Origin of the sequence: Halomonas rhizosphaerae (assembly GCF_030012485.1) — a bacterium.
In the GTDB taxonomy this organism is placed as follows: domain Bacteria; phylum Pseudomonadota; class Gammaproteobacteria; order Pseudomonadales; family Halomonadaceae; genus Halomonas; species Halomonas rhizosphaerae.
Map to the genome: position 1 here is coordinate 12,237 of NZ_JASCQQ010000026.1, position 24,895 is coordinate 37,131.

Consider the following 24,895-nt stretch of genomic DNA (forward strand, 5'->3'; position numbering starts at 1 on the left):
GAGCGTCCGTGTCATCACGCGCCGAGGCGCGGGTCCTGGAAGAGCTGCCCCCAGCCCGTGACTCGAGTGGGGTCAACTCCGGCCAGCGCCAGCGTCTTCCATACCGTGACGCTCACCGAGTCGTATATCGGAATACCGAGCTCCCGCTCCAGGGCCGGCACGATGCCCGCCCCGCGCAGGTTGGTGCAGAGAATGGTGATTGCCTGGGGGGCATCACGGGCGACATCGCGGACCATGTCCGCCAGGGTCTGCTCGTCATACTCAGAGAACGAGAAGTTGCCCTTGTCGTTGAGGTGCCGCTCACTCACCACCTCGAATCCCTCCGAGGCGTAGTTGGCGACGATCGCCGATTGGATGTCCTCCAGGTAGGGCGTCACCAGCCCCAGGCGCGTCACCCCGGTGCGCTCGAGCGCCTCGTTGAGTGCCAGCACGCTGGTGGTGGCCGGCACGCCGGTGGACTCGGTGATGGCAGCGCACAGTCGACGATCGGCCGCGAAGCCCATCCAACTGGCGGAGGTGCCGTTCCAGGCGATGACATCCATGCGGGCATCGTTGAGCAGCCTAGCGGCCTCGAGCAGCGGCGCTGGGTCGAACTGGGCCAATGCCTCATCGCGCATGGATATCTCGCGGACGGTGAAGCGCTGGAAATGGGCGGTGACCTCGGGGAAGAGGTCCCTGAGCAGCGCCGCGGTATAGGGCTCCAGCACGGTGTTGGAGGACGGCGTGAGCATGCCAATGAGGGTGCGATCCATGGGTGGCTCCGGGATTGTTCTTGATATTCGGTATACTGTATCCGAGATACAGATAAATCCTTGCACAGGAGCCGAACTTTGCAAGTGCCAAACTGATAAAATGCCGCTTTTAGAGGATAAAAAATCTACTAACTTGTTGAATTATATGTATTAAAAAAAATACAGTATTCAGTATTTTGTATTTCTTTAAAACCTGTCCTAAGGTTCACCTAGTCGCCCTGCCCTGGCAGACGACCGCCAAACCATTCGTGGAAGAAGAGGACTCCCGCATGACAACAACAACGCGCATTGCCCAATACTCCGCCACGGCACTGCTGACCCTCAGCCTCGGGTCGCCCCTGGTGGCCAATGCCGAGACCCTGCGTTTCGGTGGTAACTTCACCGACGATCACTCCAGCAGCCGCGCCATGGAGATCTTTCGTGACAGCCTGGCCGAGCGCACCGGTGATGACCTGACGGCCCAGTTGTTCCCCAACATGCAGTTGGGCGGCGCCGGCGAGAACGTCGACCAGGTCAGCACCGGCGCCATCGCCGGCACCTGGATCGGCATCTCCTACCTGTCGCGTACCGTGCCCGAACTGGAGGCCATGAGCCTGCCCTTCGCCTTCGACAGCCGCGACGAGGCCTTCGCGCTGATCGACGGCGAGGTGGGTCAGATGCTCGACGAAAAGCTTGCCGAGAAGGGCTTCACCGCCCTGGGCTATATGGAGTTGGGCTTCCGCCACGTCACCAATGACGAACGACCCATCGAGTCCATCGAGGACTTCGAGGGCCTGAAGATCCGCCTGCAACCCAACGAGACCCACCTGGACACCTTCCGCGCCATCGGTGCGAATCCAGTGTCGATGGACATCAACGAGGTCTACGGGGCCCTGCAGCAGGGCGTTCTGGACGGCCAGGAGAACCCCTACAGCATCATCAGCACCAAACGGCTGGACGAGGTGCAGCAGTACCTCTCCGACAGTGGGCACTTCTACGACTTCATCGTGGTCGTCGCCAACCGCAGCACCTTCAACGACCTGAGCGACGAGCAGCAGCAGGCGGTTCTCGAAGCGATGGATGAGGCCGTGGCCTGGCAGCGTCAGACCGCCGCCGAGGAGGACCAGGCAGCACGCGAAACCCTGATCGAGCGGGGCATGGAGTTCACCCCCATCAGCGACGAGACCCGCGCCGAACTGCGCGAGGCCAGCCAGGGCGTGGTGGATGACCTGCGCGAGAAGATCGGTGCTGAGATCGTCGACCGGGTCCTCGAGGAGCTAGCGTCATGACACCCGCAGGGCAGCGGCTGGAGGCAACCGCCTCCAGCCCCTTCAAGCGCTCTTTCCTGTACGGGCTCGTGATCCTGGATCGCAGCTCGTACTACGCCATTCTTGTGGCGATGGGCATGATGACGCTGCTGGTGTCCGCCCAGGTGTTCACCCGCTACGTGCTGTCGAGCTCCATCGACTCCGCCGACGAACTCTCGCGGTTGTTCTTCGTGTGGGCGATCTTCCTGGCCATCCCCCACGGCATCAAGGTCGGTATTCACGTGGGCATCGATGCCCTGGTGACCCATTTCCCGGAGCCCCTTCAGCGCCTGCTCGCCCAGCTGATGTCCTGGGTCGGCGCCGCCATGATGGGCGCGCTGTTCTGGATCAGCATCGGTGCGGTGGCCAGCAAGTGGCAGGAGATGATGCCGACCCTGCCGGTCACCGCCGCCCTCTTCTACATCGCCGTGCTGGTCTGTGCGGCACACAGTTGCCTGCATCTGGTGGCTCAGGCCCTAGGCCTGGAGCCACTGCCCAGCGCCCCGGAACGTCGCGGAGGAACCCCGTCATGACCCCGGCCATCGTCTTCACCTTCCTGGGCTTCGCGCTGTTGCGCATGCCCCTGGCCTTCGCCCTCGGCGTCGCCTCACTGGTCGGCCTTTATGTAGGCGGTATGGACTTCTCGGTGCTGCCTCAACGCATGATGCACTCGGTCAACAGCTTCCCGCTGATGGCCATCCCTCTCTTCATGCTGGCGGGCGAGCTGATGGTGGCAGCCGGCATCCTGCAGCGCCTGGTGGATTTCGCCAACTCGCTGGTTGGTCGCGTGCATGGCGGGCTGGCCCACGTTGCCATCGTCGCCGGCATGGTGCTCGCGGCGGTGAGCGGGGCCGCCGTCGCCAGCGCCAGCGCCCTGGGCAGCTCGCTGGTTCCCTCCATGCGCCAGCAGTACGGCACCGGCTACAGCAGTGCCGTGGTCGCCTCGGCTGCCAATCTTGGCGCCATCATCCCGCCCAGCAATGCGATGATCGTCTATGCCCTGATGGCCGGTTCCACGGTCTCGGTGGGCGGACTGTTCATGGCAGGCGTAGTGCCGGGCATCATCCTGGCGCTTGGCTTCATGGGGCTGGCGACCTTCATCTCACTGCGGCGCCGCTATCCGCTGGCCGGCGGCGAGCTCGGCCTCAGGCACGTGCTGGTTCAGACATGGCGTGCACTGCCGATCCTGCTGATGCCCATCGTGGTGGTCGGCGGCATCGTCGCTGGGGCCTTTACCCCTACCGAGGGGGCGGCGATCGCCGTGGTCTATGCCCTGTTCATCGGCTTCTTCGTGACACGTCAGTTGCACATCGCTGACCTGCCCCGGGCGATGTTCAACGCTGCCATCACCGCCGCCATGGTGGGCGCGCTCATCGCCTTTGCCTCGACCATGACCTTCGCCTTCACCCTCGACCTGATTCCCATGCAACTGACCAGCTGGCTGCAGGACTTCACCCAGGATCCGCTGGTGTTCCTGCTGCTGGTGATGGTGCTGCTGATCGGAGTGGGGATGTTCATCGAGTCCAACGCGGCCTACATCATGCTGGTGCCGCTGCTCGCCCCCATCGCCCTGACCTACGGGATCGACCCGTTGCTGTTCGGCTTCCTCTTCGTGATGAACCTGGTGGTGGGCATGATGACGCCCCCGGTGGGCGTGCTGCTGTTCGTGATGTGCGGCATCTCCCGGATCAGCCTCAACGAGCTGATGAAGAGTGCCTGGCCCTTCATCGCCTTCCAGTACGCCATGCTCTTCGCCTGCATCGCCTTCCCGGGCCTCGTTACCTGGCTGCCTCGCGCCCTGGGCTACTGAGCCGACCCACATCATAACCATAACGATTGAAGGAACACGCCATGAAACTCCTGGTCATCAACCCCAATATTTCAGGCGACGTGACCCGCCTGATCGAGTCCGAGGCACGCCGCAGCATCCGACCCGGTACCGAGCTGACCATGGCCACCGCCCCGTTCGGGGTGGCCTATATCGAGACGCGAGCCGAGGCACAGATCGGCGGCTATGCCGCCATGCAAGTCGCCGCCGAGTGCCATGCCGACCACGACGCGGTGGTGATGGCCGCCTTCGGCGACCCCGGCCTCTCCGCCCTGCGCGAGATCCTGGGGATCCCGGTGGTGGGGATGACCGAAGCCGCTCTGGTCAGCGCTTGTCAGGTCGGCAGCCGGTTCTCCGTCATCGCCATCTCCCAGCGCATCCAGGCCTGGTATCGGGAGACGATCTCGGCCTGCGGGTTCAGCAGCCGCCTGGCCAGCATTCGTGCTCTGGATGAACCCCTGGCGCATATCGGCCGGATCCAGGAGGATCAGGGCGAGAGGCTGGTTGCCCTGGCGGAACGCGCCGTACAGGATGATGGCGCCGATGTATTGATCCTCGCCGGGGCCCCGCTGGCGGGCCTGGCCCGCAGCGTGGCCGGCCGCTTGCCGGTGCCGGCCCTGGATGGTGTTACCTGCGCCCTGCATCAGGCCCAGGCTCTGGTCGACCTCGGCGCCGCGGCGCCCATCGCCGGAAGCTTCGCCCTGCCTCCCGAAAAGCCCTGTAAGGGGCTGCCCGAGGCGCTTGCCCGGCTGGTGGGTCGAGACCTTGCCAGGTCCGTCACACCGGTCGGCTGATTGTGTCTTTACCAAGTGTTCGGAGACAATCGCCGCGTCTCCTCAGCAAAGAGGAATGGATGACATGACGATGGAAGGAGCCGCCCTGCTCGGGCGACGACGCATCACGACGCCCTCGCTGGCCGAGGAGGCATACCAGGCACTGCACGACCTTATCGTTCACGGGCGACTGGCACCGGGTCAGCGGCTGATCGAGCCGGAGCTGTGCGAGCAACTCGGCATTTCCCGCACACCGCTGCGCGAAGCCCTGAAGATGCTGGCCGCGGATGGCCTGGTGACGCTGCGGCGCAACCGCAACGCTCAGGTATCGCTGATCGACCCCCAGGAGTTGGAGCATCTCTTCGAGGTGGAAGCCGGTCTCGAGAGCCTGGCCGCGAGCCTGGCCGCTCAACGCATGACGAATACCGAACTCAAGCGACTGGAGACGCTGCAGGAGCGCCTGGAGCGGCTCCTGAAGAAAGGGGATCGGAATGCCTACTTCGAGCTCAACCAGCGGATTCATGGCCTGATCGTGGCCGGTGCCAAGAACCCGGTGCTCGCAGAGACTCACCGAAGCCTGCTGGGGCGGCTGGAACGGGCACGCTACCTGGCCCTGGACCGCCTTGGCCGCTGGGGCGAATCCACCCAGGAGCATCGCGAGATCCTGGAGGCACTTAAGGCCCGGGATAGTGACCTGGCACGACGCCTGCTGGCCGATCATGTGCAGCATACCGGTGATGCAATCGCCGCCATCAATCGCCCGCTTCCCTGACCTCATGGCAAAGCGTTTTCCTGATGGAGGGCACACGGTGCCTCCGGCTTCGTGAGCCCTCGATATCCCCGGTGGGTGTTCAGTCCAGAGTCACGCGAACCGCCACCGGATGCTCGTCGCAGTTGTTCCCCTCCCCACCGCGATCGATCACCAGAAATTCCCCTTCCCGCTCCAGCACCGACTGGATGGCGTGCCAGGTGCCGGCATGGTAGTTGACCCCCTGGCGGCCGTCGGTGACGAAGGCGCGCACCTCGGCGGGATCGATCTCGTCGCCCGGCGGTGCGACGACCACCACAAACCTTTCTTCATGGAGCGGCATGAAGGCCTGGCTGCCCAGCGGGTGACGCTCGAGGAAGTCGAGCTCCAGTGGTATTTCCACCGGCTGGCTGACGAAGATGCTGATCAGCGTCCTCGCCCCCTCCCCAAGCGTCTCGACTTTCGCCAGATCGTGATAGCGCCGGGTGCGCCCGGCGTTGATGGGAAACCAGTCCGCCCTACGAGTATCGATGACGTCGCCGAAGAGGGCGAAGGCCTCGGCAGTCAGCGGTTCGGCTTTCAGTTCCAGCATGTCGACCTCCTAGCGACCACCCAGGCGCAGCTTCGGGTGGCGATTGACGTCCTTGTAGAGCAGGTAGCGGAACGGCCCCGGGCCGCCGGCGTAGCAGGCCTGGGGGCAGAAGGCGCGCAGCCACATGAAGTCCCCGGCCTCGACCTCCACCCAGTCCTGGTTGAGGTGGTAGACCGCCTTGCCCTCCAGCACATAGAGGCCGTGTTCCATGACGTGGGTCTCGTCGAAGGGAATCACCGCGCCGGGCTGGAAGGTGACGATGTTGACGTGCATGTCGTGGCGCACGTCGGCCGGGTCGACGAAGCGCGTGGTGGCCCAGCGCCCCTCGGTATCCGGCATCTCGTTGGGCGCGATATCGTTCTCGTTGACCACGAAGGCCTCAGGCACCGCGAGTCCCTCGACCCGCTCGTAGGCCTTGCGCACCCAGTGGAAGCGCACCGGAGAGTCGGCCTCGTTCCTCACCCGCCAGTCGCTACCCGGCGGGATGAAGGCGTAGCCACCGGCTGCCATGTGGTGGCGCTCGCCGGCCAGGGTCAGGGTCATCTCGCCCTCCACCACGAACAGCACGCCCTCCGCTTCGGGGTCGAGCTCGGGGCGCTCGCTGCCGCCGCCGGGGGCGACCTCCATGATGTACTGGGAGAAGGTCTCGGCGAAGCCGGAGAGTGGGCGCGCCAGCACCCAGAGTCGGGTGCCCTCCCAGAACGGCAGGTTGCTGGTGACGATGTCGCCGAATACCCCCTTGGGAATGACGGCATAGGCTTCGGTGAATACCGCCCGGTCGGAGAGCAGCTGGGTCTGGGGCGGATGGCCCCCGTGCGGAGCATAGTAGGTGCGTCGGTTCATGGTATTTCCTGAATCATTGGATCTCTGGCTTCGCTTTGGGGATAAGTCCCTCGGGGCTGATCCGGGGCGACAGGCCCCGGAGCGCCGGACCGTCGAGGAGGCGCTGTGAACCCTTCCCTGGGCGCTACCGACGCCCTGCGGCGCTCTCGCATCCTGCTCCGCTTGCAGGGCCGGTGCTGACCATCCATGGTCAGCCCGTTCGGAGCAATGCTCCTCACCCCTGGCGTAGGACCTCCTCTTCGGCCTATCCCCGGCGCCCCTCGGTCGTCCAGGAAGCGAACCCACTCGAGTGCAATTTTTTTAGCGGCCCGGCGCCGGATGGTGCTCCGCCCAGTGCCGGGCGATATCCACCCGCCTCGCCACCCAAACCCGGTCGTGGGCCTCGATATGGTCGAGGAAGCGCTGCAGGGCGCGGAAGCGGCCCGGGCGGCCCAGCAGGCGGCAGTGCATGCCCACCGAGAGCATCTTCGGTGACTCCTCGCCCTCCGCGTAGAGCACGTCGAAGGCGTCGCGCAGGTAGGTGAAGAAGTGGTCGGCGGTGTTGAAGCCCTGGGGCGCGGCGAAGCGCATGTCGTTGCTGTCCAGGGTATAGGGGACGATCAGGTGGTCGTGCTCCATGCCTTGGCTGTCCGCCTCGCGGGTCCAGAACGGCAGGTCATCGCCGTAGTAGTCGCTGTCGTAGAGGAAGCCACCCTCATCGAGCACCAGCCGGCGGGTGTTGGGGCTGTCGCGACCGGTGTACCAGCCCAGCGGCTTCTCGCCATAGAGGCGCTGGAAGATCGCCATCGCCTTCTTCAAATGCTCACGCTCGACCTCTTCCGGCACCTCCTGGTAGTGGATCCAGCGGTAGCCATGGCAGGCAACCTCGTGACCCAGCTCCTTGAAGGCATGGGCCACCTCGGGGTGGCGCTCCAGGGCCATGGCCACGCCGAACACGGTGAGCGGCAGGCCGCGGCGCTCGAACTCGCGCAGGATGCGCCATACGCCGGCCCGCGAACCGTACTCGTAGATCGACTCCATGCTCAGGTGACGATCGGGGAAGGCGGGGGCACCGATGATCTCGGAGAGGAACTGCTCGGAGCCCTCGTCGCCGTGCAGCACGCAGTTCTCGCCACCCTCCTCGTAGTTGAGCACGAACTGCACTGCGACCCTCGCCCCACCCGGCCAGTTGGCATGGGGCGGGGTGCGGCCGTAGCCGATCAGGTCACGGGGATAGTCGGATGAGCGAAGGTGCGTCATGGCAAAGCGTCCTGGTTGTTCTGGCCCCTTACCCGGCAAGGAAGCCGAGGGCGGCGCGCATCGTGTATACAATACAAACATAGAGTGTGCCCATGTCATCCGCAACCCCTCGACCAAGCCCAGGGCAAGATCAGCACAACCGAGGACGCCAGCCACAATTATTGTATACACAAATTATCGATAAATGTCCGCAACTTGCTGCCAGTCGTGTCCGCTCACCGGGCTGCCAGACCGGCGACATTTGCGAAGATCGCCTACCTTCAATCTCAACTACTTGATATTCAAGAGTTAAATTTCCGATCAGCGCACCGCACATCCGGACTTGCAGCCTGTGCCCACGCGGGCTATTTTGTGTACAAAGACAAACTATCTTGTTCACGAAAAATTCCAGGAGAACCCGCGCCATGCACATCCGCGTCATCAACCCCAATACCAGCGCCGAGATGACGGCGACGATCGGAGAGGCGGCGAGCCGCATCGCCTCCCCCGGTACCCGCGTCTCCGCGCGACATCCGGACCATGGGCCAGTCTCCATCGAGAGCCACTTCGACGAGGCCGTCAGTGCGGTCGGCGTGCTCGAGGAGGTGCTGGCCGGGGAGCGCGAGGGCGCCGATGCCTACGTGATCGCCTGTTTCGGTGACCCCGGCCTGCTGGCCGCCCGCGAGTTGACCCGGGCGCCGGTGATCGGTATCGCCGAGGCCGCCTTCCATATGGCCACCCTGATCAGCACCCGCTTTTCCATCGTCACCACCCTGGGGCGCACCGGCATCATCGCCGAGCACCTGCTCGAGCAGTACGGCTTCTCCCATCACTGCCGGCGGGTACGCGCCGCGGAGATTCCGGTGCTCGACCTGGAGGAGAACGGCGATGCCGCCCTGGTGCGCATCATCGATGAGTGCCGGCGAGCCCGCGACGAGGACAACATCGGCGCCATCGTGCTGGGCTGCGGCGGCATGGCCGACCTGACCGACACCATCAGCCGCGAGGTCGGCCTGCCGGTGGTCGAGGGGGTGACCGCCGCCGTCAAGCTGGCCGAGGCCCTGGTTGGCCTGCGGCTTTGCACCAGCAAGCATGGCGACCTGGCCTTCCCGCGTCCCAAGCCCTTCACGGGGCGCTTCGAAGGTTTCTCCCAGTTGACGTCGGAGCGCTGAACGGCACGCTTCGTGCATCGATAGCCGTAACGAACAACCACAACGCATCGCGCCACGGGCGCACGCCACGCCGCAAGCCTTCCACGGCAGCCCACTGCCGGAAGACAACCACAAGCACAGAAACGACTTGCGAGGACATCACCATGAGCCATCCCACTCCCGAAAGCACGGCCGCGGCCCCGGGGATCGCCGCATCTCCCACACACGCCGACCGGGGCACCAAGGCCCCCGGCCAGGAATCCCTGGCGCCCCAGCAGACCCGCATCATGGGCCGGCCCTCCTACTTCCTGGCCTGGTTCGGTGGCTGTGTCTCGATCGGCACCTTCGCCATGGGCTCCAGCGTGGTCGGCACGCTGAACCTGATCCAGGCGACCCTAGCCATCGCCATCGGCTGCTTCGTGATCGGCATCGCGCTCGCCATCAATGGTGCCGCCGGCTACAAGTACGGCATCCCCTTCATGGTCCAGGCGCGCAGCGCCTTCGGCTTCGCCGGGACCCGCATCCCGGGACTGGTACGCGCCGTGCCGGCCATCGTCTGGTACGGCTTCCAGAGCTGGATCGGTGCCGGCGCCCTGAACATGGTCTCGGCGACGCTGTTCGGCTTCGATAACCTGGTGTTCTACTTCATCACCTTCCAGTTCCTGCAGATCGGCCTGTCGGTGATGGGCTTCCAGGGCATCAAGTGGCTGGAGAACATCGGCAGCGCCTTTATCCTCGCCTCACTGACCTACATGTTCTATGCCACGGTGCAGCGCTACGGCGACGAGCTGTCGGCCAGCCTGCTGACCATGGAAGGCTCCTGGGGCATGCCGTTCTGGGGCGCCACAATGCTGTTCCTGGGCATCTACAGCACAATGATGCTCAACGTCAGCGACTACTCCCGGGAGCACAAGCACGGCACCGGCCCCGGCATCCTGACCACCATCTATGCCATGTCGATCCTGCCCTGCACCCTGTTCATGGGCCTGATCGGCTACATGGTCTCCGAGGCCACCGGCACCGCCGACCCCATCCAGGTATTCGCCAACGCCGTCGACAACACCCCGCTGCTGATGACCACCCTGCTGTTCATTGCCTTCGCCCAGGTCACCACCAACGTGCTCAACAACGTGGTACCGCCGACCTATGTGCTGATGGACGTATTCAAGATGAAGTTCCCGATCGCCACCGTGATCGTCGGCCTGCTGGCCTTCGCCACCTTCCCCTGGAAGCTGGTGCAGCCCGAGTCCGCCGCCGGCCTGCAGCTCTTCGTGCAGACCTACTCGGCCTTCCTCGGTCCGATCTTCGCCATCCTGGTGGTCGACTACTACATCATTCGCCGCCGTACCCTGGATCTCGGCAAGCTGTATGACGAGACCGGCCCCTACCAGGGCGTCAACTACGCCGCCCTGATCGCCACCCTGGTGGGCATCGCCGCCGCCCTGAGCTTCTCCGCGGTCTCCTGGTACGCCAGCCTGATTCCGGCCGGCCTCACCTACTACCTGCTGATGAAGCACTGGGCCCCCTGCCAACGCTTCTGCCAGTAGGTCTGTCACGACGGCTCGACCGAAGCCGGTCGAGCCGCCCGAGCAACAATGACAATGGTGACCCCGATGAAAGAGAGCGAACTGGACATCCAGACGATCGACCCGACGCTGTACAACGAGGACCTGGCGCCGCTCAAGCCCAGCGAACGGAACTGGGGCGCCTTCGAGATCTTCAACGTCTGGTCCAACGACATCCAGAGCCTGTTCGGCTACACCCTGGCGGCCTCGCTGTTCCTGACCTACGGGCTTAACGGCTGGGCGGTGATGGCGGCGATCATCCTGGCCGGGGTGATCGTGATGTATCTGGTCAACCTGACCGGCAAGCCCAGCGTGAAGTACGGCATCCCCTTCCCGGTGATGGTGCGCGCCAGCATGGGGGTGCGCGGTGCCAACCTGCCGGCGATGCTGCGAGCCATCATCGGCATCTTCTGGTACGGCGTGCAGACCTACTTCGCGTCCACCGCCGTGGCCCTGCTGATCACCGCCCTCGTCGGTGCCGGCAACGGCAGCACCTTCCTGGGCCTCTCGGCCGTGGCCTGGGTCTCCTTCGTGATCGTCTGGCTGTTCCAGATCGCGATCTTCTGGCAGGGCATCGAGCGCATCAAGCACTTCCTCAACTGGGCTGGCCCGCTGGTCTATGTGGTGATGGTGGTGCTGATGATCGTGGTGTGGTTCCAGGCCGGCAGCGACCTGCTGCCCGCGGTGAGCACCATCTTTAGCGCCGACACCGAACGCTCGGGCAGCGCCGTGGGCGCCTTCCTCGCCATCGTCGGCACCATGGTCGCCTACTTCGCCGCGGTGGTGATCAATTTCGGCGACTTCACGCGCTTCGTGAAGACCGAGCGCCAGATGAAGCTCGGCAACCTGCTGGGGCTGCCGCTCAACGTCGCCTTCTTCTCGTTCATCGCCCTGATCATCACCGCCGGCACCCTGGTGCTGTTCGGCGACGCCCTGACCAACCCGGCAGACATCGTCGAACGGGTCGACTCCCTGCCGCTGACCATCGTCGCGGCGCTGACCTTCTTCGCCGCCACCGTGGGCATCAACCTGGTCGCCAACTTCATCCCGCCGGCCTACGACCTGGCCAACCTCTTTCCCAGCAAGATCAGCTTCAAGGTGGGTGGACTGATCACCGCCGTGCTGGCCTTCTTCGTCGGCGCCCTCTGGGTCTCGCTGATCAGCCGGATCGGCGTGCCCGGGTTCGTCAATGCGCTGGGCGCGGTCGTCGCCCCCTTCTACGGCATCATCGTGGTGGACTACTACCTGGTGAAGCGCCAGCACCTAGACATGCAGGAGCTGTTCTCCTCCGCGCCGGGCAGCGCCTACTACTACGTCAAGGGCTGGAACCGGCGCGCACTGCTGGCCTTCGGCGGCGCCGCGCTCTTCTCGATCTCCACCGTGCTGGTGCCGGCGCTCTCCGGCCTCAACGGCTACGGCTGGATGATGGGGGCTGCCCTGGGCGGGCTCTTCTACTTCGGCCTGATGCAGAGCCAGCGCTCGGTCAGCGTCACCAGCGGCGCCTGAGACGCGCCCGCCGCTCATGACGCGCCCCGGGCCACGGCCCGGGGCGCGTCATTTCCCGCAACTTGAGTCACCTGCCAGCCCATCCCTCCGTCATAGCCCGGTCACCCTCATCTTGCCCTTGTTAAATGTCTGACATTATATACTATAAGATCAGATATTTTATCGGAGCCGATGATGCTCGATGATCTTGTCCTTCCCGCCGATGGCGGCGCCCCGGCGCTGGCGGCGGTCCTGGCCCGCGCCATCCTCTCCGGGCAGTTGCCGGCCGGGAGCGACTTCCCGCGGGAGAAGGACCTCTGCGAATACTTTGCCGTGAGCCGCAACCGGGTGCGCAACGCCCTGGCCAGCCTGGCCGCCACCGGGCTGGTCGAGCGCACCGCGGGGCGCGGCAGCCGGGTGCGTGAGGTCACCGACTGGCACCTGCTCGATCCCCTGATGAGCGACTGGCTCGCCGGCCTGTCGCGTCCGGACCCGCGCCTGGTCCGCGAGATCTATGCCTTCCGCCTCTCCGCGGAGCCACAGGTGGCCGAGCTGGCCGCCCTGGCGGCGGACGGCCGGGACCTGGAACGCCTGGAGGCCGCCTTCACGGGCATGCGCGACACCGCCGGCGCCGGCCTGCACCAGCAGCACGCCGAGCATGATGTGGCCTTCCATGCTGGCGTCTACCAGGCCACCCACAACCTGGTGTGGCGCCAGATGGGCCACCTGCTGCGCCCCTCCATCATCGCGCTGATACAGCACTCCCAGCACCAGGCCGACTCCCTGGAGGACAGCCTCGAGCGCCACCGCCGGGTGATGGAGGCGATCCGGCTGCGCCAGCCAGAGACCGCTCGCCGGGCGGCCCGGGCGGTGCTCGAGCGCACGGCGACGGACCTGGGACTGATCCCGGATTCCACTCTTCCCACCGAAGGATACCCCGCATGAAGATCACCCGACTCAAGACCTGGCAGGTACCGCCGCGCTGGCTGTTCCTCAAGATCGAGACCGACGAGGGCTGCCATGGCTGGGGCGAGCCGGTCATCGAGGGTCGCGCGGCCACCGTGGAGGCGGCGGTCCATGAGCTCGCCGACTACCTGGTCGGCCAGGACCCGCACCGCATCGAGCACCTGTGGAACACCCTCTATCGCGCCGGCTTCTATCGCGGTGGGCCGATCCTGATGAGCGCCATCGCCGGCATCGACCAGGCGCTGTGGGACCTCAAGGGCCGTGATCTGGGGGTGCCGGTGCACCAGCTGCTGGGCGGCGCGGTGCGCGACAGGATGCGCATGTACGCCTGGACCGGTGGCGATCGCCCCAGCGACGTGGGCGCCGGCGCCCGCGTGCTGGTGGAGCAGGGGTTCACCGCCTTCAAGATGAACGGCACCCCGGAGCTGGCGATCGTTGACTCGCACCGCAAGGTCGACGAGGCGGTGGCACGCGTGGCGGAGGCCCGCGACGCCGTGGGGCCCGAGGTGGGCATCGGCATCGACTTCCACGGCCGTGTGCATCGTCCCATGGCCAAGGCGCTGCTGCGCGAGCTGGAGCCCTTCCACCCGATGTTCGTCGAGGAGCCGGTGGCCCCCGAGCACCTGCCCTGCCTCAAGCAGATCGCCGGCGGCCTGGGCTATCCGCTGGCCACCGGCGAACGGCTGCACACCCGCTTCGAGTTCCGCGACCTGCTCGCCGACGGCATGATCGATATCATCCAGCCCGACCTCTCCCACTGCGGCGGCATCAGCGAGGGGCTGAAGATCGCCGCCCTGGCCTCGGCCCACGACGTGGCGCTGGCCCCGCACTGCCCGCTCGGCCCGCTCACGCTGGCCGCTTCCCTGCAGCTCGATGCGGTGTGCCATAACGCCTTCATCCAGGAGCAGAGCATGGGCATCCACTATAACCGCGACAATGACGTGCTCGACTACCTGGTCGACAAGTCGGCGCTGGCCATCGAGGACGGCTTCTGCGCCATCCCCCAGGAGCCGGGGCTCGGCGTGGAGATCGATGAGGCCTTCGTCGAGGAACGCGCGCGGGTCGGCCACCGCTGGCGCAACCCGGTATGGACGCATGAGGACGGATCCATCGCCGAATGGTGAAAAATGCCGATCTGTTTCAGCGTTTCCTGAGAAAAGGAGAAGGACATGAGTTTCAACTTTCACGATCTGACCTTCGGCGACCTGAAGGGCCAGAGCGTCTTCATCACCGGCGGTGGTTCGGGCATCGGCGCGGCACTGACCGAGGGCTTCCTGGCCCAGGGCGCCAGGGTGGCCTTCGTCGGCCTGTCCGACGCCGGCGAGTTCTGCGACGCCATGGAGGCGAAGTACGCCAACCGGCCACTGTTCATCGAGTGCGACATCCGCGACGTGGCGGCGCTCGAGGCCGCCGTCGCCCGGGCCCGCGAGACTCATGGCCCGATCGGCGTGCTGGTCAATAACGCCGCCCGGGACACCCGCCACTCGCTGGAGGAGTGGAGCGTCGAGGAGTGGGACGACGCCATCGCCACCAACCTGCGCCCACAGTTCTTCACCGCGCAACAGGTCGCGCCGGACATGCGTGCGCTGGGCGGCGGCGCCATCATCAACCTGTCGTCCAACAGCGTTCACCTGGGCCTTTCCGGCTACCCGACCTATGTCACCGCCAAGGCCGGCATCCTGGGCCTGACCCGGGCGCTGGCCCGGGAGCTCGGCGGTGATGCCATCCGCGTCAACTGCCTGATCCCCGGCTGGGTGATGACCGAGCGCCAGAAGGCGCTGTGGGTCAACGACGCCGACCTGAAGGAGTGCCTGGAGCAGCAGTGCCTCAAGGAGGCGATCCCGGTGGAGGACATGGTCGGCCCCTGCCTGTTCCTGGCGTCAAACGCGTCGAGGATGATGACCGGCCAGGAACTGATCGTCGACGGAGGCCGGGCATGAGCCAGACCCGCGAGGTCGCCGAGCGCCTCAGCTGGGTCGCCGTGGACTGGGGCTCCAGCAACCTGCGCGCCTGGGCCATGACGGACGACGGACAGGTGGTGGCCCGCGCGGGCTCCGAGCGCGGGATGCTTGCGCTGACGCCTGACGACTACGAGGCCACCCTGCTGGCGACAATCGGCGACTGGCTGCCCGCCGAGGGCCGCGTGCCGGTGCGGGTCTGCGGCATGGCCGGTGCCCGCCAGGGCTGGCGGGAAGCCGCCTACCTGCCGGTGCCGACGCGGCTGGACGGCCTGGCCCGGGGCGCGGTCAGGCCCGCCCTCGAGGATTCGCGCCTGGACGTCATGCTGCTGCCGGGACTCTGCCAGCACCCCGATGACGCCGGACGCCACTTCGATGTGATGCGCGGCGAGGAGACCCAGCTCGCCGGCCTGGTCGCCCGGGAACCCCGGACCACGGGCCCCGTCTGCCTGCCCGGCACCCATGCCAAGTGGGCCCGCCTCGAGGCGGGCGCGATCACGCGCTTCGCCACCTACCTCACCGGCGAGCTCTACCAGTGGCTCGCCGGCCAGTCGGTGCTTCGGCACTCCCTGAACCACGGGCCGGGCGAGGACGACCTGGCCGAGCCCGGCGGCCACGAGGCCTTCGTCGCGGCAGTGCAGGAGGTGGCGGCCGCCCCCGAGACCTTCGCCACTCGGCTGTTCGGCCTGCGCGCCCAGGACCTGCTGGACTCTGGTCTGCCACCTGGCCAGGCGCGCGGCGCACGACTGGCGGCCAGGCTCTCGGGCCTGGTGATCGGCCTGGAACTGGCCGGTGCCCGGGCGGCGCTGGCCGAGGGCGAGACCGTCACCCTGATCGGTACCGAGACGCTCGCTGCCCGCTATGCCCTGGCCCTGGAGGCGCTGGCCATCGGCTGCCGTTGCGTCGATGGCGAGGCCGCGGTGCTGGCCGGCCTCGGCCTGGCCCATGCCACTCTCGCCAGAGCCCCCCGAACCTGAACTCGAATGGAGCGCCACCATGTCCCTTCCCCTGATCGGCATCCTGCGCGGCATCACCCCCCACGAGGCCGTCGAGGTCGGCGAGGCGCTGCTCGCCGCCGGCATCGAGCGCATCGAGGTGCCACTCAACTCCCCCGACCCGCTGGAGAGCATCCGCCGGCTCGCCGGGGCGCTGGGCGACCGGGCCCTGATCGGCGCCGGCACCGTGCTGACCCCGGGCCAGGTGCGCGACGTCTTCGCCGCCGGCGGACGCCTGGTCGTCTCCCCCAACTGCCGCCCGGCGGTGATCGAGGAGAGCCGCCACCTGGTCATGGAATCCTGGCCCGGCGTGGTGACCCCCTCCGAGGCCTTCGAGGCCCTGGACGCGGGCGCCACCGGGCTGAAGCTGTTCCCGGCGGTACAGGTCGGCATCGAGGGCATGAGTGCCCTGCGCGCCGTGCTGCCGGCGGGTACCAGGCTCTTTGCGGTGGGAGGCATCGGCATGGACAACTTCGGCGCCTGGCGCGCCGCCGGCATCGATGGCGCCGGCCTGGGCAGCGCGCTCTACACGCCCGGCCTCACCGCCGCCGAGGTGGGCGAACGGGCCAGGGCGCTGGTCGCCGCCTGGCGCGCGGCCGACGGCGAAGCAACATGAATGGCGCCACGGCCAGGGTGGCGGTCGCCTGCGGCTGCGAGCTCGGCGAGGGGCCCCAGTGGCATGCCGTCTCTGGGCGCCTTACCTGGTGCGACATCCTCGGCCGCCGGCTGCACTGGCTGGACCCCACCAGCGGCGAGACCGGCCACCGCGCGCTCGACCAGATGGTCTCGCTGGCGGTGCCCATCGCGGGAGGTGGCATGCTGCTGGTCGGTGAGGATCGCCTGGCGCGCTTCGACCCGACAACCGGTGTCCTGGAGCGCTTCTGTGACTTCGAGGCCGGAAACCCGCTGACACGCGGCAACGACGGCCGGGTCGACCGCCACGGCAGCCTGTGGCTCTCCAGCATGGGAAAGGGTGCCGAGCTCGGGGCCGGACGACTCTACCGCCTGCACCGCGGCACCCTGGTGGAGCTGCGCGCCGGACTGACCATCCCCAACGCGATCTGCTTCTCCCCCGGCGGTGAGGTCGCCTGGTTCACCGATACCGCGAGCGGGGTCGTGATGCGCTGGCCGCTGGACCGCGAGGGCTGGCCCCTGGGCGAACCGGCGCCCTGGGCCGACTTCTCGGCGCAGCCGGGCAACCCCGACGGGGCCGTGGTCGATGCCGAGGGGCACCTGTGGCTCGCCCTGTGGGGGGCCGGCCGGGTGGTGCGCCTGGACCCACAGGGCCGCGAGGTGGACGCCATCACGCTGCCGACCTCGCAGCCCTCCTGCCCGGCCTTCGGCGGGGAACGCCTCGACCGGCTCTACATCACCACCGCGCGGGAGGGCATGGACGCGGCCCGGTGGCGGGAGGAGCCCGACGCCGGACACCTCTTCGTCGCCGACCCCGGGGTGCCGGGCCTCGCCGAGCCGACGTTGCGCCTGGCCTGAGCCCTCAGTCGGAGAAGATGCGGTGGAGGTCCGGCGCCTCCGCCTCCTCCTCGACGATGGAGAGCGAGGCCTCGATGGCCTTGAGGTGGCGGCCCATGAAGGCCTGGGCCCGCTCCCCGTTGCCGGCCTCCAGGTAGACGATCAGGTCGTCGTGGTCGTGGGACTCGCAGCCGAGGTGGCCGGGGTTGCCATAGACCGCGAGGATCAGCGAGGAGCGCGAGCAGAGCCGCTCGACGAAGTCGGCCAGGGTGGCATTGCCGGCGATGCGTGCCAGGCGGGCGTGAAAGTCCGCCGACAGCCGGATCGCCGTGCTCTGCTCGCCGGACTTCAGGGCCTGGCGCTCGCGCCGGGCCATGTCGCGAAGCTCGTGCAGGTCGTCATCGGTGATGCGCCGGGCGATCTCCGGGATCAGGCCGCACTCGACCATCTGGCGGGCGTCGAACACGTCCTTGGCTTCGTCGGCCGTGGGCCGGGTCACGCTGGCTCCCCGGCGCGGGGTCAGCGTGACCAGCTGCTCCAGGGCCAGGCGCTGGAGGATCTTGCGGATGCCGGTCCGGCTGATGCCGAAGACCTCGGCCAGGGCGTCCTCGCGCAGGCGTGCCCCGGGCCTGAGGCGGTGCTCGATGATGGCGTCACTGATCGAGCGGTGGATCTCCTCGTGGCGCTCGGCACCGTCCCCATTCTTGCCCGGTCGGCCCGCGCCGCCACGTTCGTCAACCGTCTGGCGCTGGTTCATCGAGTCCCCTCCTCCCCTGTTCGTCACCGGCATGCGCGATCATTGTATACATATCGGCGGCCTGCCGGCGACCGGCCGGTTCACTCCTCCCAGGCGGCGATGGTCTCGCGCTCCTCCTCGGTCATTCCGGTCATGTTGCCCAGCGGCATGTAGCCGCTTGCCACCACTTCCTTGACCTTCGCCTGCTGGCTCTGGAGCTGTTCGAGGGTGTCATAGGCCATGCCGGCCGGCGGCGCATTGAAGCCCTGCTGGGTCGGCTCGCGGGAATGGCAGGCCACGCAGCGCGCCTCGACGATCGCGTGTACCTCATCGAGGTCAGGGCCCGACGAGGCCGTGGCATTGGCCTGGCCGCCGCCGGAGGGGGCCCCCATCCAGAACGCCACCAGGAGCAGGGCCACCCCGGCCACCGGATAGGCCGGGCGCTTGTGACCGGCATGCATCAGCACGAAGTACTGGCGGATCAGGGCGCCGGCGAAGATGAACAGCGACATGATCACCCAGGCCAGCTCATGGGAATAGGCGAAGGAGTAGTGGTTGCTGATCATCAGCAGCACCACCGGCAGGGTGAAGTAGGTGTTGTGCACCGAGCGCTGCTTGCCGCGCTTGCCATCCAGGGGATTCGGCGTCTCGCCGGCCTTCATCGCCTTCACCATGCGACGCTGGCCGGGAATGATCCAGAAGAAGACATTGGCCGACATCGCGGTGGCCATCACCGCGCCGGTGAGCAGGAAGGCGGCACGCCCCGAGAAGATCTGGCTGCTCAGGTAGGCCACCACCACCATCATCACCGCCACGGCGATGCTCAGCAGTCCGTCGCGCTGCATGTCGGGGCTGATGCGCTTGCACAGCTCGTTGTAGACCACCCAGCCGGCCAGCAGGAAGGCCAGCGCCATGACATTGGCCTGCCAGCCGCTCATGCCCGCCGCCCAGGCCCAGTCGCTGCCCGGATTCACCAGGTAGAAGCTCGGGTTGACCATGTAGAGGATGACGAACAGGCCGAAGCCGGTAAGCCAGGTGGTATAGGCCTTCCAGAACGACCAGTGCAGGTCCTCGGGCAGCTTGGCGGGGGCGCTGGCGTACTTCTGGTTATGGTAGAAGCCGCCACCGTGCACCGCCCACATCTCGCCGAAGACGCCCTTCTCCCGGTCCTCGGCGGCCTTGGGTGTGCGCAGGCTGTTGTCCAGCATCACGAAGTAGATCGACTCGCCGATCCAGGCGATGGCGGCGATGACGTGCAGCCAGCGCAGCATGAAGTTGGTGAAATCCAGCAGATAGGCTTGCATGAGGGGAACCTCGTCTTGCGTGTTGTTGTGGAGGAAGGCGGTGGCGCCCCTCAGCTGCCGCGGTAGGTGGAATAGCCATAGGGGGAGAGCAGCAGCGGCACATGGTAGTGCTGCCCGGCATCGGCCACGCCGAAGCGCAGCGGGATCACGTCGAGGAAGCGCGGCTCCTCGGCCTCGATGCCCCGGGCGCGCAGGTAGTCGCCAGCGTGGAAGACCAGCTCGTACTCGCCGGTGGCGAAGTCGCCGCCCTCCAGGAGGGGGGCATCGCAGCGCCCGTCATCGTTGGTGACGACCTCCTTGAGCCGGGTGCGGGTCTCGCCCTCGAGGCGGAAGACCTCGATGCGGATGCCCTGGCCGGGGCGGCCCTGGGCGGTGTCCAGCACATGAGTGGTCAGGTATCCCATGGGGTTCTCCTTTGCGTGTCGCGTCGGTACGTGCCTGGCGCTGCCCTGACCGGGCAGGCATCATGAAGTCCACAATGAGGACAGTTTTAGCCTTTATTGGGGTACATTTCAAAATTTTTTTGTATACACTTTATGGAAAGGGCATCGAGATACTTCGATCACCCGCCACGGCCTGCCCGCCGCCGCGTGCGCCACCAGGCCGCAACACCAAGCAGAGGAGCCCCCAGGATGACCGACAAGATCCTCACCCCGCGTCCCAGCCGGCTGGACCAGCAGGCCTTCGTGACCCACTACGGCGACATCTACGAGCACTCTCCCTGGGTCGCCGAGCTCGCCTGGCAGCGCGGCCTGTCTTCCTCCGAGGACACCCCCCAGGGGCTCGCCGAGGTGATGGGTGCCGTGCTGCGTGAGGCCAGCCCCGAACGCCAGCTCGAGGTGATCCGTGCCCACCCGGACCTCGCCGGCAAGGCAGCCGTCGCCGGTGAGCTGACCGACGACTCGACCCGCGAGCAGGCCGGCGCCGGCCTCGACCAGTGCACGCCCGAGGAGCTGGCCCGCTTCGAGCGCCTCAACGCCGACTACAAGGCGAAGTTCGGCTTCCCCTTCGTGATGGCCGTCAAGGGCAGCGACCGTCATGCCATCCTTGCCGCCTTCGAGGCGCGCCTGCCCAACGACCCGGCCGAGGAGCGCCGCACCGCCATCGAGCAGATCAACCGCATCGCTCGCTTCCGCCTGGACGCCCGGATCAACTGAGCGATGGGCTCCTCCGGCACGCCCGCCGGCCGCTAAGAGGGGCCCCGCCCCCGCTGAGCTCCCCAAACGCAAGCGAGCAGCCGAGAAGTCGGCTGCTCGCTTGCAGCCTTGCCGGACGGGGGCTTCTCCCACCCGGCAAGGCGGATCACGCGGCACTCGCCTCAGCCGCCTCGCGCGCCCCCCGCGGCACGGCTGGCCCTGGCGCCTTCCCGCCCGGCAGCACCGATCTCCTCGGCATGGGGGCCACCCTCGGTCTGGCCGGCGGCCTCCGCATCCGCCCTGGCGATCTCCTCGCGCTCCCGGGCCTCGTCGGCCAGCGAGGTGCGGGGCAGCACGATATTGAGCACGAAGGCGGTGATGGCCGCCACCACGATGGGCGCCCCACCGATGAGGTTCTTCAGCATCGCCGGGAACTGCTCGATCGCGGCGGGCACCTGGGCGATCCCCAGGCTAAGCGCCAGCGCCAGCCCCACGATGGTCATGTTGCGGGCCGACAGCTCATCCTTGATGAGCAGCTGGATCCCGGTCATGGTGATCATGCCGAAGACGATGATGGTGGCCCCGCCCAGCACCGGGTAGGGAATGGTGGTCATGATGGCGCCGAACTTGGGACTCAGGCCGGCCAGGATCATGAACAGCCCGGCGATGGCCAGCAGATAGCGGCTGATTACCTTGGTCATCGCCACGATCCCGACATTCTGGCTGAACGTGGAGGTCGGCAGGGCCCCGAAGAAGGCACTCACGACCGTAGTCAGGCCGTTCCCCAGCAACCCGCCGGTCAGCTCTCGAGTCTTCAGCTCGCGGTTCATGCCGCCCACGGTAGTGGCGGACAGGTCGCCGATGGTCTGCACGGAGTTGATCACGCAGATCACGACCATGGACACGATGGCGGCGGTATGGAACTCCATCTCGAAGGGCATCACCTCCGGCACCGCGACCCACTCGGCCTCCGCCACGGAGGCGAAGCTGACCATGCCAAGGGCCAGCGAGAGCAGGTAGCCCACCAGGATGCCGACCATGATGGCCGACAGCTTGACCACCCCCCTGCCGAACTGGGAGGCCACCAGGACCGTGAGCAGCGTGACCAGGCCGACGGCCCAGTTGATGGGCGCCCCGAACCCCGGCGCGTCGGTGTTGCCGCTGCCCGCCATGTAGCGGATGGCGATGTCGTAGAGCGACAGGCCGATCACCAGCACCACGGTCCCCGCCACCACCGGCGGGAAGAGGTGTCGGATGTACTGGATGAAGTAGCCCACCACCATCATGGTGATGCCGCCGACCAGCTGGGCGCCGATGAGACCCTCGATGCCGAACTGGCCGCCCACCGCGATGAGCGTGGGCACATAGGCGAAGCCCACCCCGAAGATGGCGGGGAGTCGCGCACCGAACTTCCAGACACCGTAGAGATGGAAGAGCGTGCATACCCCGGAGGCCAGCACGGCGATCTGGATCAGCAGCAGCTTCTCGGCGGGCGTCGCGCCCACCACGCCGGCGATGATGATGGGCGGCGTGATGACACCGGCCAGCATGGCGAGGACATGCTGCAGGGAGATCGGCAAGGCCTTGGGTAGCGGTGGCTTGCCGTGGAAATCGAAGATCGAGGTGTTCCTGGGGTTTGTCTGCATGGGTAAGACCACTGCTGTTGTTGTCTTCATATTTTTGTATACAAAATACCCTGGCATACTGTCGCACACTTTGAAATTCACTTACTCACAAAGTCGTACACAATCATAGTCCGGCGCTGTCCGGGTTCCCGACAGCCGTCAGCTGGGCGGGAGCCCCGTGATCGCCGGTCGCGCCCGGCCTAGAGGTGCCACTCCAGCTGGAACATCAAGGCATCGGTATCCACGCCCGGCTTGCCGTGGTTGCCGAACTTGTTGCGCCAGTACTCATAGCCGGCGCCGACCCACAGGGTGTTCTCGCCACCCCAGGCCAGCCGCCCCACATCCAGCATCAGGCTGGACCGCATCAGCTGCTCGGTCTCGGTGGCCACCCCGAAATAGTCGTCGCCCTTCTCGCCGTTGAGGTTGAAGAAGCCCTGGAACTTCATCGGCAGCGGGCCCGCCTCGAACGGCAACCCCCAGGCCAGGCTGAGCTGGTAGTAAGGGTCGAAGGAGAGACTGTTACGGTTGCCGGGCAGGCCACAGGCCTCGAGGCCGCAGTGGTTCCACTCATGGCTGTAGAGGAGGCTGAGGTCGACGAAGCCGCGCGGCACATCGAGCTTGAGGGTCGGCCCCACCAGCAGCTGGCGCTTGCGCGGCGCGAAGGCCGTGTTCTTGGTATTGAGGTCGACGCCGACCGTCAGTGCCATGTCCCTGACCGGGCCGAAGGCGATCGGCGCCTCCAGGATCTTGCCGGCGTGAAGCTGGTGACGGTAGACGAGGTAGGCCTCGGTGGCGCCGCTGCTGCTGCCACTGGCCGGGTCGGCACTGTCCGACTGCAGCAGGTCGAGGTTGAGAAAATTCTGGCCAAGCGCGTAGCCGGTGACATGGGTGACCTGCAGGACGTGCTTTGCCACCCGGTCGGAATTGCCGGGCTCGTGGAACTGGGTGCCGTAGCGGTAGCCGATGGCGGTATCGCTCCAGTCGTCCGCCTGGGCCGCGCCGGTCGCGAGCGTGGCCAGGAGCGCAGCACCGGCGGCCCATTGGCGGGAGGGGCTATCGAGCATGGAAGCATCTCCGGTTGTTGGTGTTGTAGCGAGACGGTCTTGCTTGCCGGGCCGGCGTGCCCGCGACGCTTGGACGACACTCGGCCCGACAATATGTCTTACACTACACAAATATTTTGTATACCGGAAACAATTTCCATTGACCACACTGAGAGGCGCGACAAGGTCGACACCCGCGCCGGACGAGTGTTTCGCACAGCAGTAGTGGCGGCCTACACTGGAGACACCTCTTCCCAATCAGGAGCACCGACATGTTCCGTGATCGCCTCGATGCCGCCGAGCGCCTGGCTCGACGCCTCTCCCACCTGAAGGGGCAAGACCCCCTGGTCCTGGCCATCCCGCGGGGCGCGGTGCCCATGGGCCGACTGATCGCCGATGCCCTCGAGGGCGACCTGGACGTGGTGCTGGTACGCAAGCTGGGGGCACCGGGCAATCCCGAATTTGCCATCGGCGCGGTCAGCGAGGATGGCAGCGTGGCGTTGGAGGAAACGGCGCGGCGGTACCGCGAGGAGGCGGTGACCCGCGAGACGGAGCGGCAGCGAGCCCTGCTCGAGGAGCGCCGCCGCCGCTATACGCCGGTGCGTGCCCCCATCGACCCGAAGGGACGCATCGTGGTGGTGGTGGATGATGGCAGTGCTACCGGGGCCACCATGGCGGCGGCCCTGAGCACCCTGAGATCACGGGGTCCGCAGACGCTGATCGCCGCCATGGGGGCGGCTCCGCCGGACACCGTGGCACGGCTCGAGACCCTGGCCGACGAGGTGGTCTGCCTGGAGATGCCCTGGAACTTTCAGGCCGTGGGCCAGTTCTTCGCCGACTTCAGGCAGGTAGAGGACGAGGAAGTCATCGCGCTGCTGGGCAGCGAACACGGCTGAGGGGGTCAGGAGGCCCGCGAAAAAAGAACACGGGCGCCACCCGAGGGTGACGACCCGTGAATGCCGGCCGGAGCCGGCGCTTGCCATGCTCGATGTCCTATCGCCTTACTTGGCTGCCGTGGTGGCGGCCTTGACGCCGTCCTCGGCGAGCTTCTGGCTCTTCTGGACGTACTCCTGGCTCAGGCTCATGATCTTCTCGGCGTCGCCGCGCAGACGCTCGCCCATGTCCTGGGTGGCCTTCTGCTGGGACTGCACGACCGACTTCAGGCTGTCGGCGTCACGCACGTCCAGCCAGCCGCGGGCCTGGGCCAGGCCCATGTCGGCCAGGGCACGGACCGCGTCGAACTGGGCGGCGACCAGCTTCTCGGTGTAGTCGAGGTTGAGGGCGCCGAAGTTGCGTGCGGGTGCCACGAACATGGACTCGAACTGTTCGGTGGCCTGTTGGGTGGTTGCCTTGCTCATGAAACACCTCCATTTGTGGTGGGACTCCAGGGCCTGTCGCCCGGTGCTGCATTGCAACATAGC

The 24,895-nt window shown here is 66.7% G+C and carries 26 protein-coding genes; 16 read left to right on the top strand and 10 right to left on the bottom strand.

Annotation, left to right across the window (positions count from 1 at the left end):
* Positions 1-14: 14 nt before the first annotated feature.
* Positions 15-752: a maleate cis-trans isomerase family protein gene (locus tag QLQ86_RS10515; RefSeq protein ID WP_282816893.1), complete on the bottom strand. Its 738-nt coding sequence runs from the start codon at positions 750-752 to the stop codon at positions 15-17.
* 269 nt (positions 753-1,021) lie between these two features.
* Here QLQ86_RS10515 and QLQ86_RS10520 point away from each other — a divergent pair, with 269 nt between their 5' ends.
* The 5 genes from QLQ86_RS10520 to QLQ86_RS10540 all read left to right on the top strand — a co-directional run bounded on the left by QLQ86_RS10520 (position 1,022) and on the right by QLQ86_RS10540 (position 5,411).
* Positions 1,022-2,020 carry a TRAP transporter substrate-binding protein gene (locus tag QLQ86_RS10520; RefSeq protein ID WP_282816894.1) on the top strand — a complete coding sequence of 333 codons (999 nt, stop codon included), beginning with the start codon at positions 1,022-1,024 and terminating at the stop codon, positions 2,018-2,020.
* A complete protein-coding gene (locus QLQ86_RS10525) occupies positions 2,017-2,571 on the top strand; it encodes a TRAP transporter small permease (protein WP_282816895.1) in 555 nt (184 codons plus the stop codon). The genes QLQ86_RS10520 and QLQ86_RS10525 overlap by 4 nt, the downstream gene beginning before the upstream one ends.
* Positions 2,568-3,848: a TRAP transporter large permease gene (locus QLQ86_RS10530; RefSeq protein ID WP_282816896.1), complete on the top strand. Its 1,281-nt coding sequence runs from the start codon at positions 2,568-2,570 to the stop codon at positions 3,846-3,848. The genes QLQ86_RS10525 and QLQ86_RS10530 overlap by 4 nt, the downstream gene beginning before the upstream one ends.
* Positions 3,849-3,889: 41 nt before the next feature.
* Positions 3,890-4,660: an aspartate/glutamate racemase family protein gene (locus QLQ86_RS10535; RefSeq protein ID WP_282816897.1), complete on the top strand. Its 771-nt coding sequence runs from the start codon at positions 3,890-3,892 to the stop codon at positions 4,658-4,660.
* 64 nt (positions 4,661-4,724) lie between these two features.
* Positions 4,725-5,411, top strand: a complete 687-nt coding sequence (locus QLQ86_RS10540; RefSeq protein WP_282816898.1) for a GntR family transcriptional regulator — start codon at positions 4,725-4,727, stop codon at positions 5,409-5,411.
* A 79-nt stretch (positions 5,412-5,490) separates the two neighbouring features.
* On the opposite strand, the gene QLQ86_RS10545 is transcribed toward QLQ86_RS10540, so the two are convergent.
* The 3 genes from QLQ86_RS10545 to puuE form a co-directional block, all read right to left on the bottom strand.
* Positions 5,491-5,979, bottom strand: coding sequence for an ureidoglycolate lyase (locus QLQ86_RS10545; protein ID WP_282816899.1), 489 nt, complete (start codon positions 5,977-5,979; stop codon positions 5,491-5,493).
* Positions 5,980-5,988: 9 nt separating this feature from the next.
* Complete coding sequence (locus tag QLQ86_RS10550) at positions 5,989-6,822, bottom strand: bifunctional allantoicase/(S)-ureidoglycine aminohydrolase (RefSeq protein ID WP_282816900.1); 834 nt, start codon at positions 6,820-6,822, stop codon at positions 5,989-5,991.
* Between the two features lie 300 nt (positions 6,823-7,122).
* Positions 7,123-8,061 (bottom strand): allantoinase PuuE, encoded by a 939-nt coding sequence (gene puuE / locus QLQ86_RS10555; protein WP_282816901.1) that lies wholly within the window; start codon positions 8,059-8,061, stop codon positions 7,123-7,125.
* A 404-nt stretch (positions 8,062-8,465) separates the two neighbouring features.
* Between puuE and QLQ86_RS10560 the strand changes: the two genes are divergently transcribed.
* The 9 genes from QLQ86_RS10560 to QLQ86_RS10600 all read left to right on the top strand — a co-directional run bounded on the left by QLQ86_RS10560 (position 8,466) and on the right by QLQ86_RS10600 (position 17,651).
* On the top strand, positions 8,466-9,212 hold the full coding sequence (locus QLQ86_RS10560) for an aspartate/glutamate racemase family protein (protein ID WP_282736786.1): 747 nt from the start codon (positions 8,466-8,468) through the stop codon (positions 9,210-9,212).
* 143 nt (positions 9,213-9,355) lie between these two features.
* Positions 9,356-10,738: an NCS1 family transporter gene (locus QLQ86_RS10565; RefSeq protein WP_282736787.1), complete on the top strand. Its 1,383-nt coding sequence runs from the start codon at positions 9,356-9,358 to the stop codon at positions 10,736-10,738.
* Between the two features lie 66 nt (positions 10,739-10,804).
* On the top strand, positions 10,805-12,262 hold the full coding sequence (locus QLQ86_RS10570; protein WP_282816902.1) for an NCS1 family nucleobase:cation symporter-1: 1,458 nt from the start codon (positions 10,805-10,807) through the stop codon (positions 12,260-12,262).
* 174 nt (positions 12,263-12,436) lie between these two features.
* Positions 12,437-13,186, top strand: coding sequence for a FadR/GntR family transcriptional regulator (locus tag QLQ86_RS10575; protein WP_326521281.1), 750 nt, complete (start codon positions 12,437-12,439; stop codon positions 13,184-13,186).
* Positions 13,183-14,331 carry a galactonate dehydratase gene (gene dgoD, locus QLQ86_RS10580; RefSeq protein ID WP_282816904.1) on the top strand — a complete coding sequence of 383 codons (1,149 nt, stop codon included), beginning with the start codon at positions 13,183-13,185 and terminating at the stop codon, positions 14,329-14,331. The genes QLQ86_RS10575 and dgoD overlap by 4 nt, the downstream gene beginning before the upstream one ends.
* Before the next feature lie 45 nt (positions 14,332-14,376).
* Positions 14,377-15,147, top strand: a complete 771-nt coding sequence (locus tag QLQ86_RS10585; protein WP_282736791.1) for an SDR family NAD(P)-dependent oxidoreductase — start codon at positions 14,377-14,379, stop codon at positions 15,145-15,147.
* Entirely contained in the window at positions 15,144-16,142 is a 999-nt protein-coding gene (locus tag QLQ86_RS10590) for a 2-dehydro-3-deoxygalactonokinase (protein WP_282816905.1), read from the top strand. The genes QLQ86_RS10585 and QLQ86_RS10590 overlap by 4 nt, the downstream gene beginning before the upstream one ends.
* Before the next feature lie 19 nt (positions 16,143-16,161).
* Complete coding sequence (locus QLQ86_RS10595) at positions 16,162-16,776, top strand: 2-dehydro-3-deoxy-6-phosphogalactonate aldolase (protein WP_282816906.1); 615 nt, start codon at positions 16,162-16,164, stop codon at positions 16,774-16,776.
* Positions 16,773-17,651: an SMP-30/gluconolactonase/LRE family protein gene (locus QLQ86_RS10600; protein WP_282816907.1), complete on the top strand. Its 879-nt coding sequence runs from the start codon at positions 16,773-16,775 to the stop codon at positions 17,649-17,651. The genes QLQ86_RS10595 and QLQ86_RS10600 overlap by 4 nt, the downstream gene beginning before the upstream one ends.
* A 4-nt stretch (positions 17,652-17,655) precedes the next feature.
* On the opposite strand, the gene QLQ86_RS10605 is transcribed toward QLQ86_RS10600, so the two are convergent.
* From QLQ86_RS10605 to uraH, 3 genes are all read right to left on the bottom strand, one after another.
* Entirely contained in the window at positions 17,656-18,387 is a 732-nt protein-coding gene (locus tag QLQ86_RS10605; RefSeq protein ID WP_282736795.1) for a GntR family transcriptional regulator, read from the bottom strand.
* Between the two features lie 80 nt (positions 18,388-18,467).
* The gene (locus QLQ86_RS10610) at positions 18,468-19,670 is read right to left on the bottom strand and encodes a urate hydroxylase PuuD (RefSeq protein WP_282736796.1); all 1,203 of its coding nucleotides are present in this window, start codon (positions 19,668-19,670) and stop codon (positions 18,468-18,470) included.
* Positions 19,671-19,720: 50 nt separating this feature from the next.
* Positions 19,721-20,074: a hydroxyisourate hydrolase gene (uraH, locus tag QLQ86_RS10615; protein WP_282736797.1), complete on the bottom strand. Its 354-nt coding sequence runs from the start codon at positions 20,072-20,074 to the stop codon at positions 19,721-19,723.
* A 228-nt stretch (positions 20,075-20,302) separates the two neighbouring features.
* On the opposite strand from uraH, the gene uraD reads away from it, so the two are divergent.
* Positions 20,303-20,827 (top strand): 2-oxo-4-hydroxy-4-carboxy-5-ureidoimidazoline decarboxylase, encoded by a 525-nt coding sequence (gene uraD / locus QLQ86_RS10620; RefSeq protein ID WP_282816908.1) that lies wholly within the window; start codon positions 20,303-20,305, stop codon positions 20,825-20,827.
* A gap of 161 nt (positions 20,828-20,988) precedes the next feature.
* Here uraD and QLQ86_RS10625 read toward each other — a convergent pair whose 3' ends face one another.
* Complete coding sequence (locus tag QLQ86_RS10625; RefSeq protein ID WP_282816909.1) at positions 20,989-22,452, bottom strand: uracil-xanthine permease family protein; 1,464 nt, start codon at positions 22,450-22,452, stop codon at positions 20,989-20,991.
* Positions 22,453-22,631: 179 nt separating this feature from the next.
* Positions 22,632-23,495, bottom strand: coding sequence for a hypothetical protein (locus tag QLQ86_RS10630; protein WP_282816910.1), 864 nt, complete (start codon positions 23,493-23,495; stop codon positions 22,632-22,634).
* Positions 23,496-23,746: 251 nt separating this feature from the next.
* On the opposite strand from QLQ86_RS10630, the gene QLQ86_RS10635 reads away from it, so the two are divergent.
* Positions 23,747-24,370, top strand: a complete 624-nt coding sequence (locus QLQ86_RS10635) for a phosphoribosyltransferase (protein ID WP_282816911.1) — start codon at positions 23,747-23,749, stop codon at positions 24,368-24,370.
* Positions 24,371-24,475: 105 nt separating this feature from the next.
* Here QLQ86_RS10635 and QLQ86_RS10640 read toward each other — a convergent pair whose 3' ends face one another.
* Positions 24,476-24,832, bottom strand: a complete 357-nt coding sequence (locus QLQ86_RS10640) for a phasin family protein (protein WP_282736802.1) — start codon at positions 24,830-24,832, stop codon at positions 24,476-24,478.
* Positions 24,833-24,895: the final 63 nt, after the last annotated feature.

Excerpts from the sequence above, each read along its gene's own strand:
- QLQ86_RS10515 (WP_282816893.1), bottom strand. The coding sequence starts at position 752 with ATGGATCGCACCCTCATTGGCATGCTCACGCCGTCCTCCAACACCGTG.
- QLQ86_RS10520 (WP_282816894.1), top strand. The coding sequence starts at position 1,022 with ATGACAACAACAACGCGCATTGCCCAATACTCCGCCACGGCACTGCTG.
- QLQ86_RS10525 (WP_282816895.1), top strand. The coding sequence starts at position 2,017 with ATGACACCCGCAGGGCAGCGGCTGGAGGCAACCGCCTCCAGCCCCTTC.
- QLQ86_RS10530 (WP_282816896.1), top strand. The coding sequence starts at position 2,568 with ATGACCCCGGCCATCGTCTTCACCTTCCTGGGCTTCGCGCTGTTGCGC.
- QLQ86_RS10535 (WP_282816897.1), top strand. The coding sequence starts at position 3,890 with ATGAAACTCCTGGTCATCAACCCCAATATTTCAGGCGACGTGACCCGC.
- QLQ86_RS10540 (WP_282816898.1), top strand. The coding sequence starts at position 4,725 with ATGACGATGGAAGGAGCCGCCCTGCTCGGGCGACGACGCATCACGACG.
- QLQ86_RS10545 (WP_282816899.1), bottom strand. The coding sequence starts at position 5,979 with ATGCTGGAACTGAAAGCCGAACCGCTGACTGCCGAGGCCTTCGCCCTC.
- QLQ86_RS10550 (WP_282816900.1), bottom strand. The coding sequence starts at position 6,822 with ATGAACCGACGCACCTACTATGCTCCGCACGGGGGCCATCCGCCCCAG.
- puuE (WP_282816901.1), bottom strand. The coding sequence starts at position 8,061 with ATGACGCACCTTCGCTCATCCGACTATCCCCGTGACCTGATCGGCTAC.
- QLQ86_RS10560 (WP_282736786.1), top strand. The coding sequence starts at position 8,466 with ATGCACATCCGCGTCATCAACCCCAATACCAGCGCCGAGATGACGGCG.
- QLQ86_RS10565 (WP_282736787.1), top strand. The coding sequence starts at position 9,356 with ATGAGCCATCCCACTCCCGAAAGCACGGCCGCGGCCCCGGGGATCGCC.
- QLQ86_RS10570 (WP_282816902.1), top strand. The coding sequence starts at position 10,805 with ATGAAAGAGAGCGAACTGGACATCCAGACGATCGACCCGACGCTGTAC.
- QLQ86_RS10575 (WP_326521281.1), top strand. The coding sequence starts at position 12,437 with ATGCTCGATGATCTTGTCCTTCCCGCCGATGGCGGCGCCCCGGCGCTG.
- dgoD (WP_282816904.1), top strand. The coding sequence starts at position 13,183 with ATGAAGATCACCCGACTCAAGACCTGGCAGGTACCGCCGCGCTGGCTG.
- QLQ86_RS10585 (WP_282736791.1), top strand. The coding sequence starts at position 14,377 with ATGAGTTTCAACTTTCACGATCTGACCTTCGGCGACCTGAAGGGCCAG.
- QLQ86_RS10590 (WP_282816905.1), top strand. The coding sequence starts at position 15,144 with ATGAGCCAGACCCGCGAGGTCGCCGAGCGCCTCAGCTGGGTCGCCGTG.
- QLQ86_RS10595 (WP_282816906.1), top strand. The coding sequence starts at position 16,162 with ATGTCCCTTCCCCTGATCGGCATCCTGCGCGGCATCACCCCCCACGAG.
- QLQ86_RS10600 (WP_282816907.1), top strand. The coding sequence starts at position 16,773 with ATGAATGGCGCCACGGCCAGGGTGGCGGTCGCCTGCGGCTGCGAGCTC.
- QLQ86_RS10605 (WP_282736795.1), bottom strand. The coding sequence starts at position 18,387 with ATGAACCAGCGCCAGACGGTTGACGAACGTGGCGGCGCGGGCCGACCG.
- QLQ86_RS10610 (WP_282736796.1), bottom strand. The coding sequence starts at position 19,670 with ATGCAAGCCTATCTGCTGGATTTCACCAACTTCATGCTGCGCTGGCTG.
- uraH (WP_282736797.1), bottom strand. The coding sequence starts at position 20,074 with ATGGGATACCTGACCACTCATGTGCTGGACACCGCCCAGGGCCGCCCC.
- uraD (WP_282816908.1), top strand. The coding sequence starts at position 20,303 with ATGACCGACAAGATCCTCACCCCGCGTCCCAGCCGGCTGGACCAGCAG.
- QLQ86_RS10625 (WP_282816909.1), bottom strand. The coding sequence starts at position 22,452 with ATGCAGACAAACCCCAGGAACACCTCGATCTTCGATTTCCACGGCAAG.
- QLQ86_RS10630 (WP_282816910.1), bottom strand. The coding sequence starts at position 23,495 with ATGCTCGATAGCCCCTCCCGCCAATGGGCCGCCGGTGCTGCGCTCCTG.
- QLQ86_RS10635 (WP_282816911.1), top strand. The coding sequence starts at position 23,747 with ATGTTCCGTGATCGCCTCGATGCCGCCGAGCGCCTGGCTCGACGCCTC.
- QLQ86_RS10640 (WP_282736802.1), bottom strand. The coding sequence starts at position 24,832 with ATGAGCAAGGCAACCACCCAACAGGCCACCGAACAGTTCGAGTCCATG.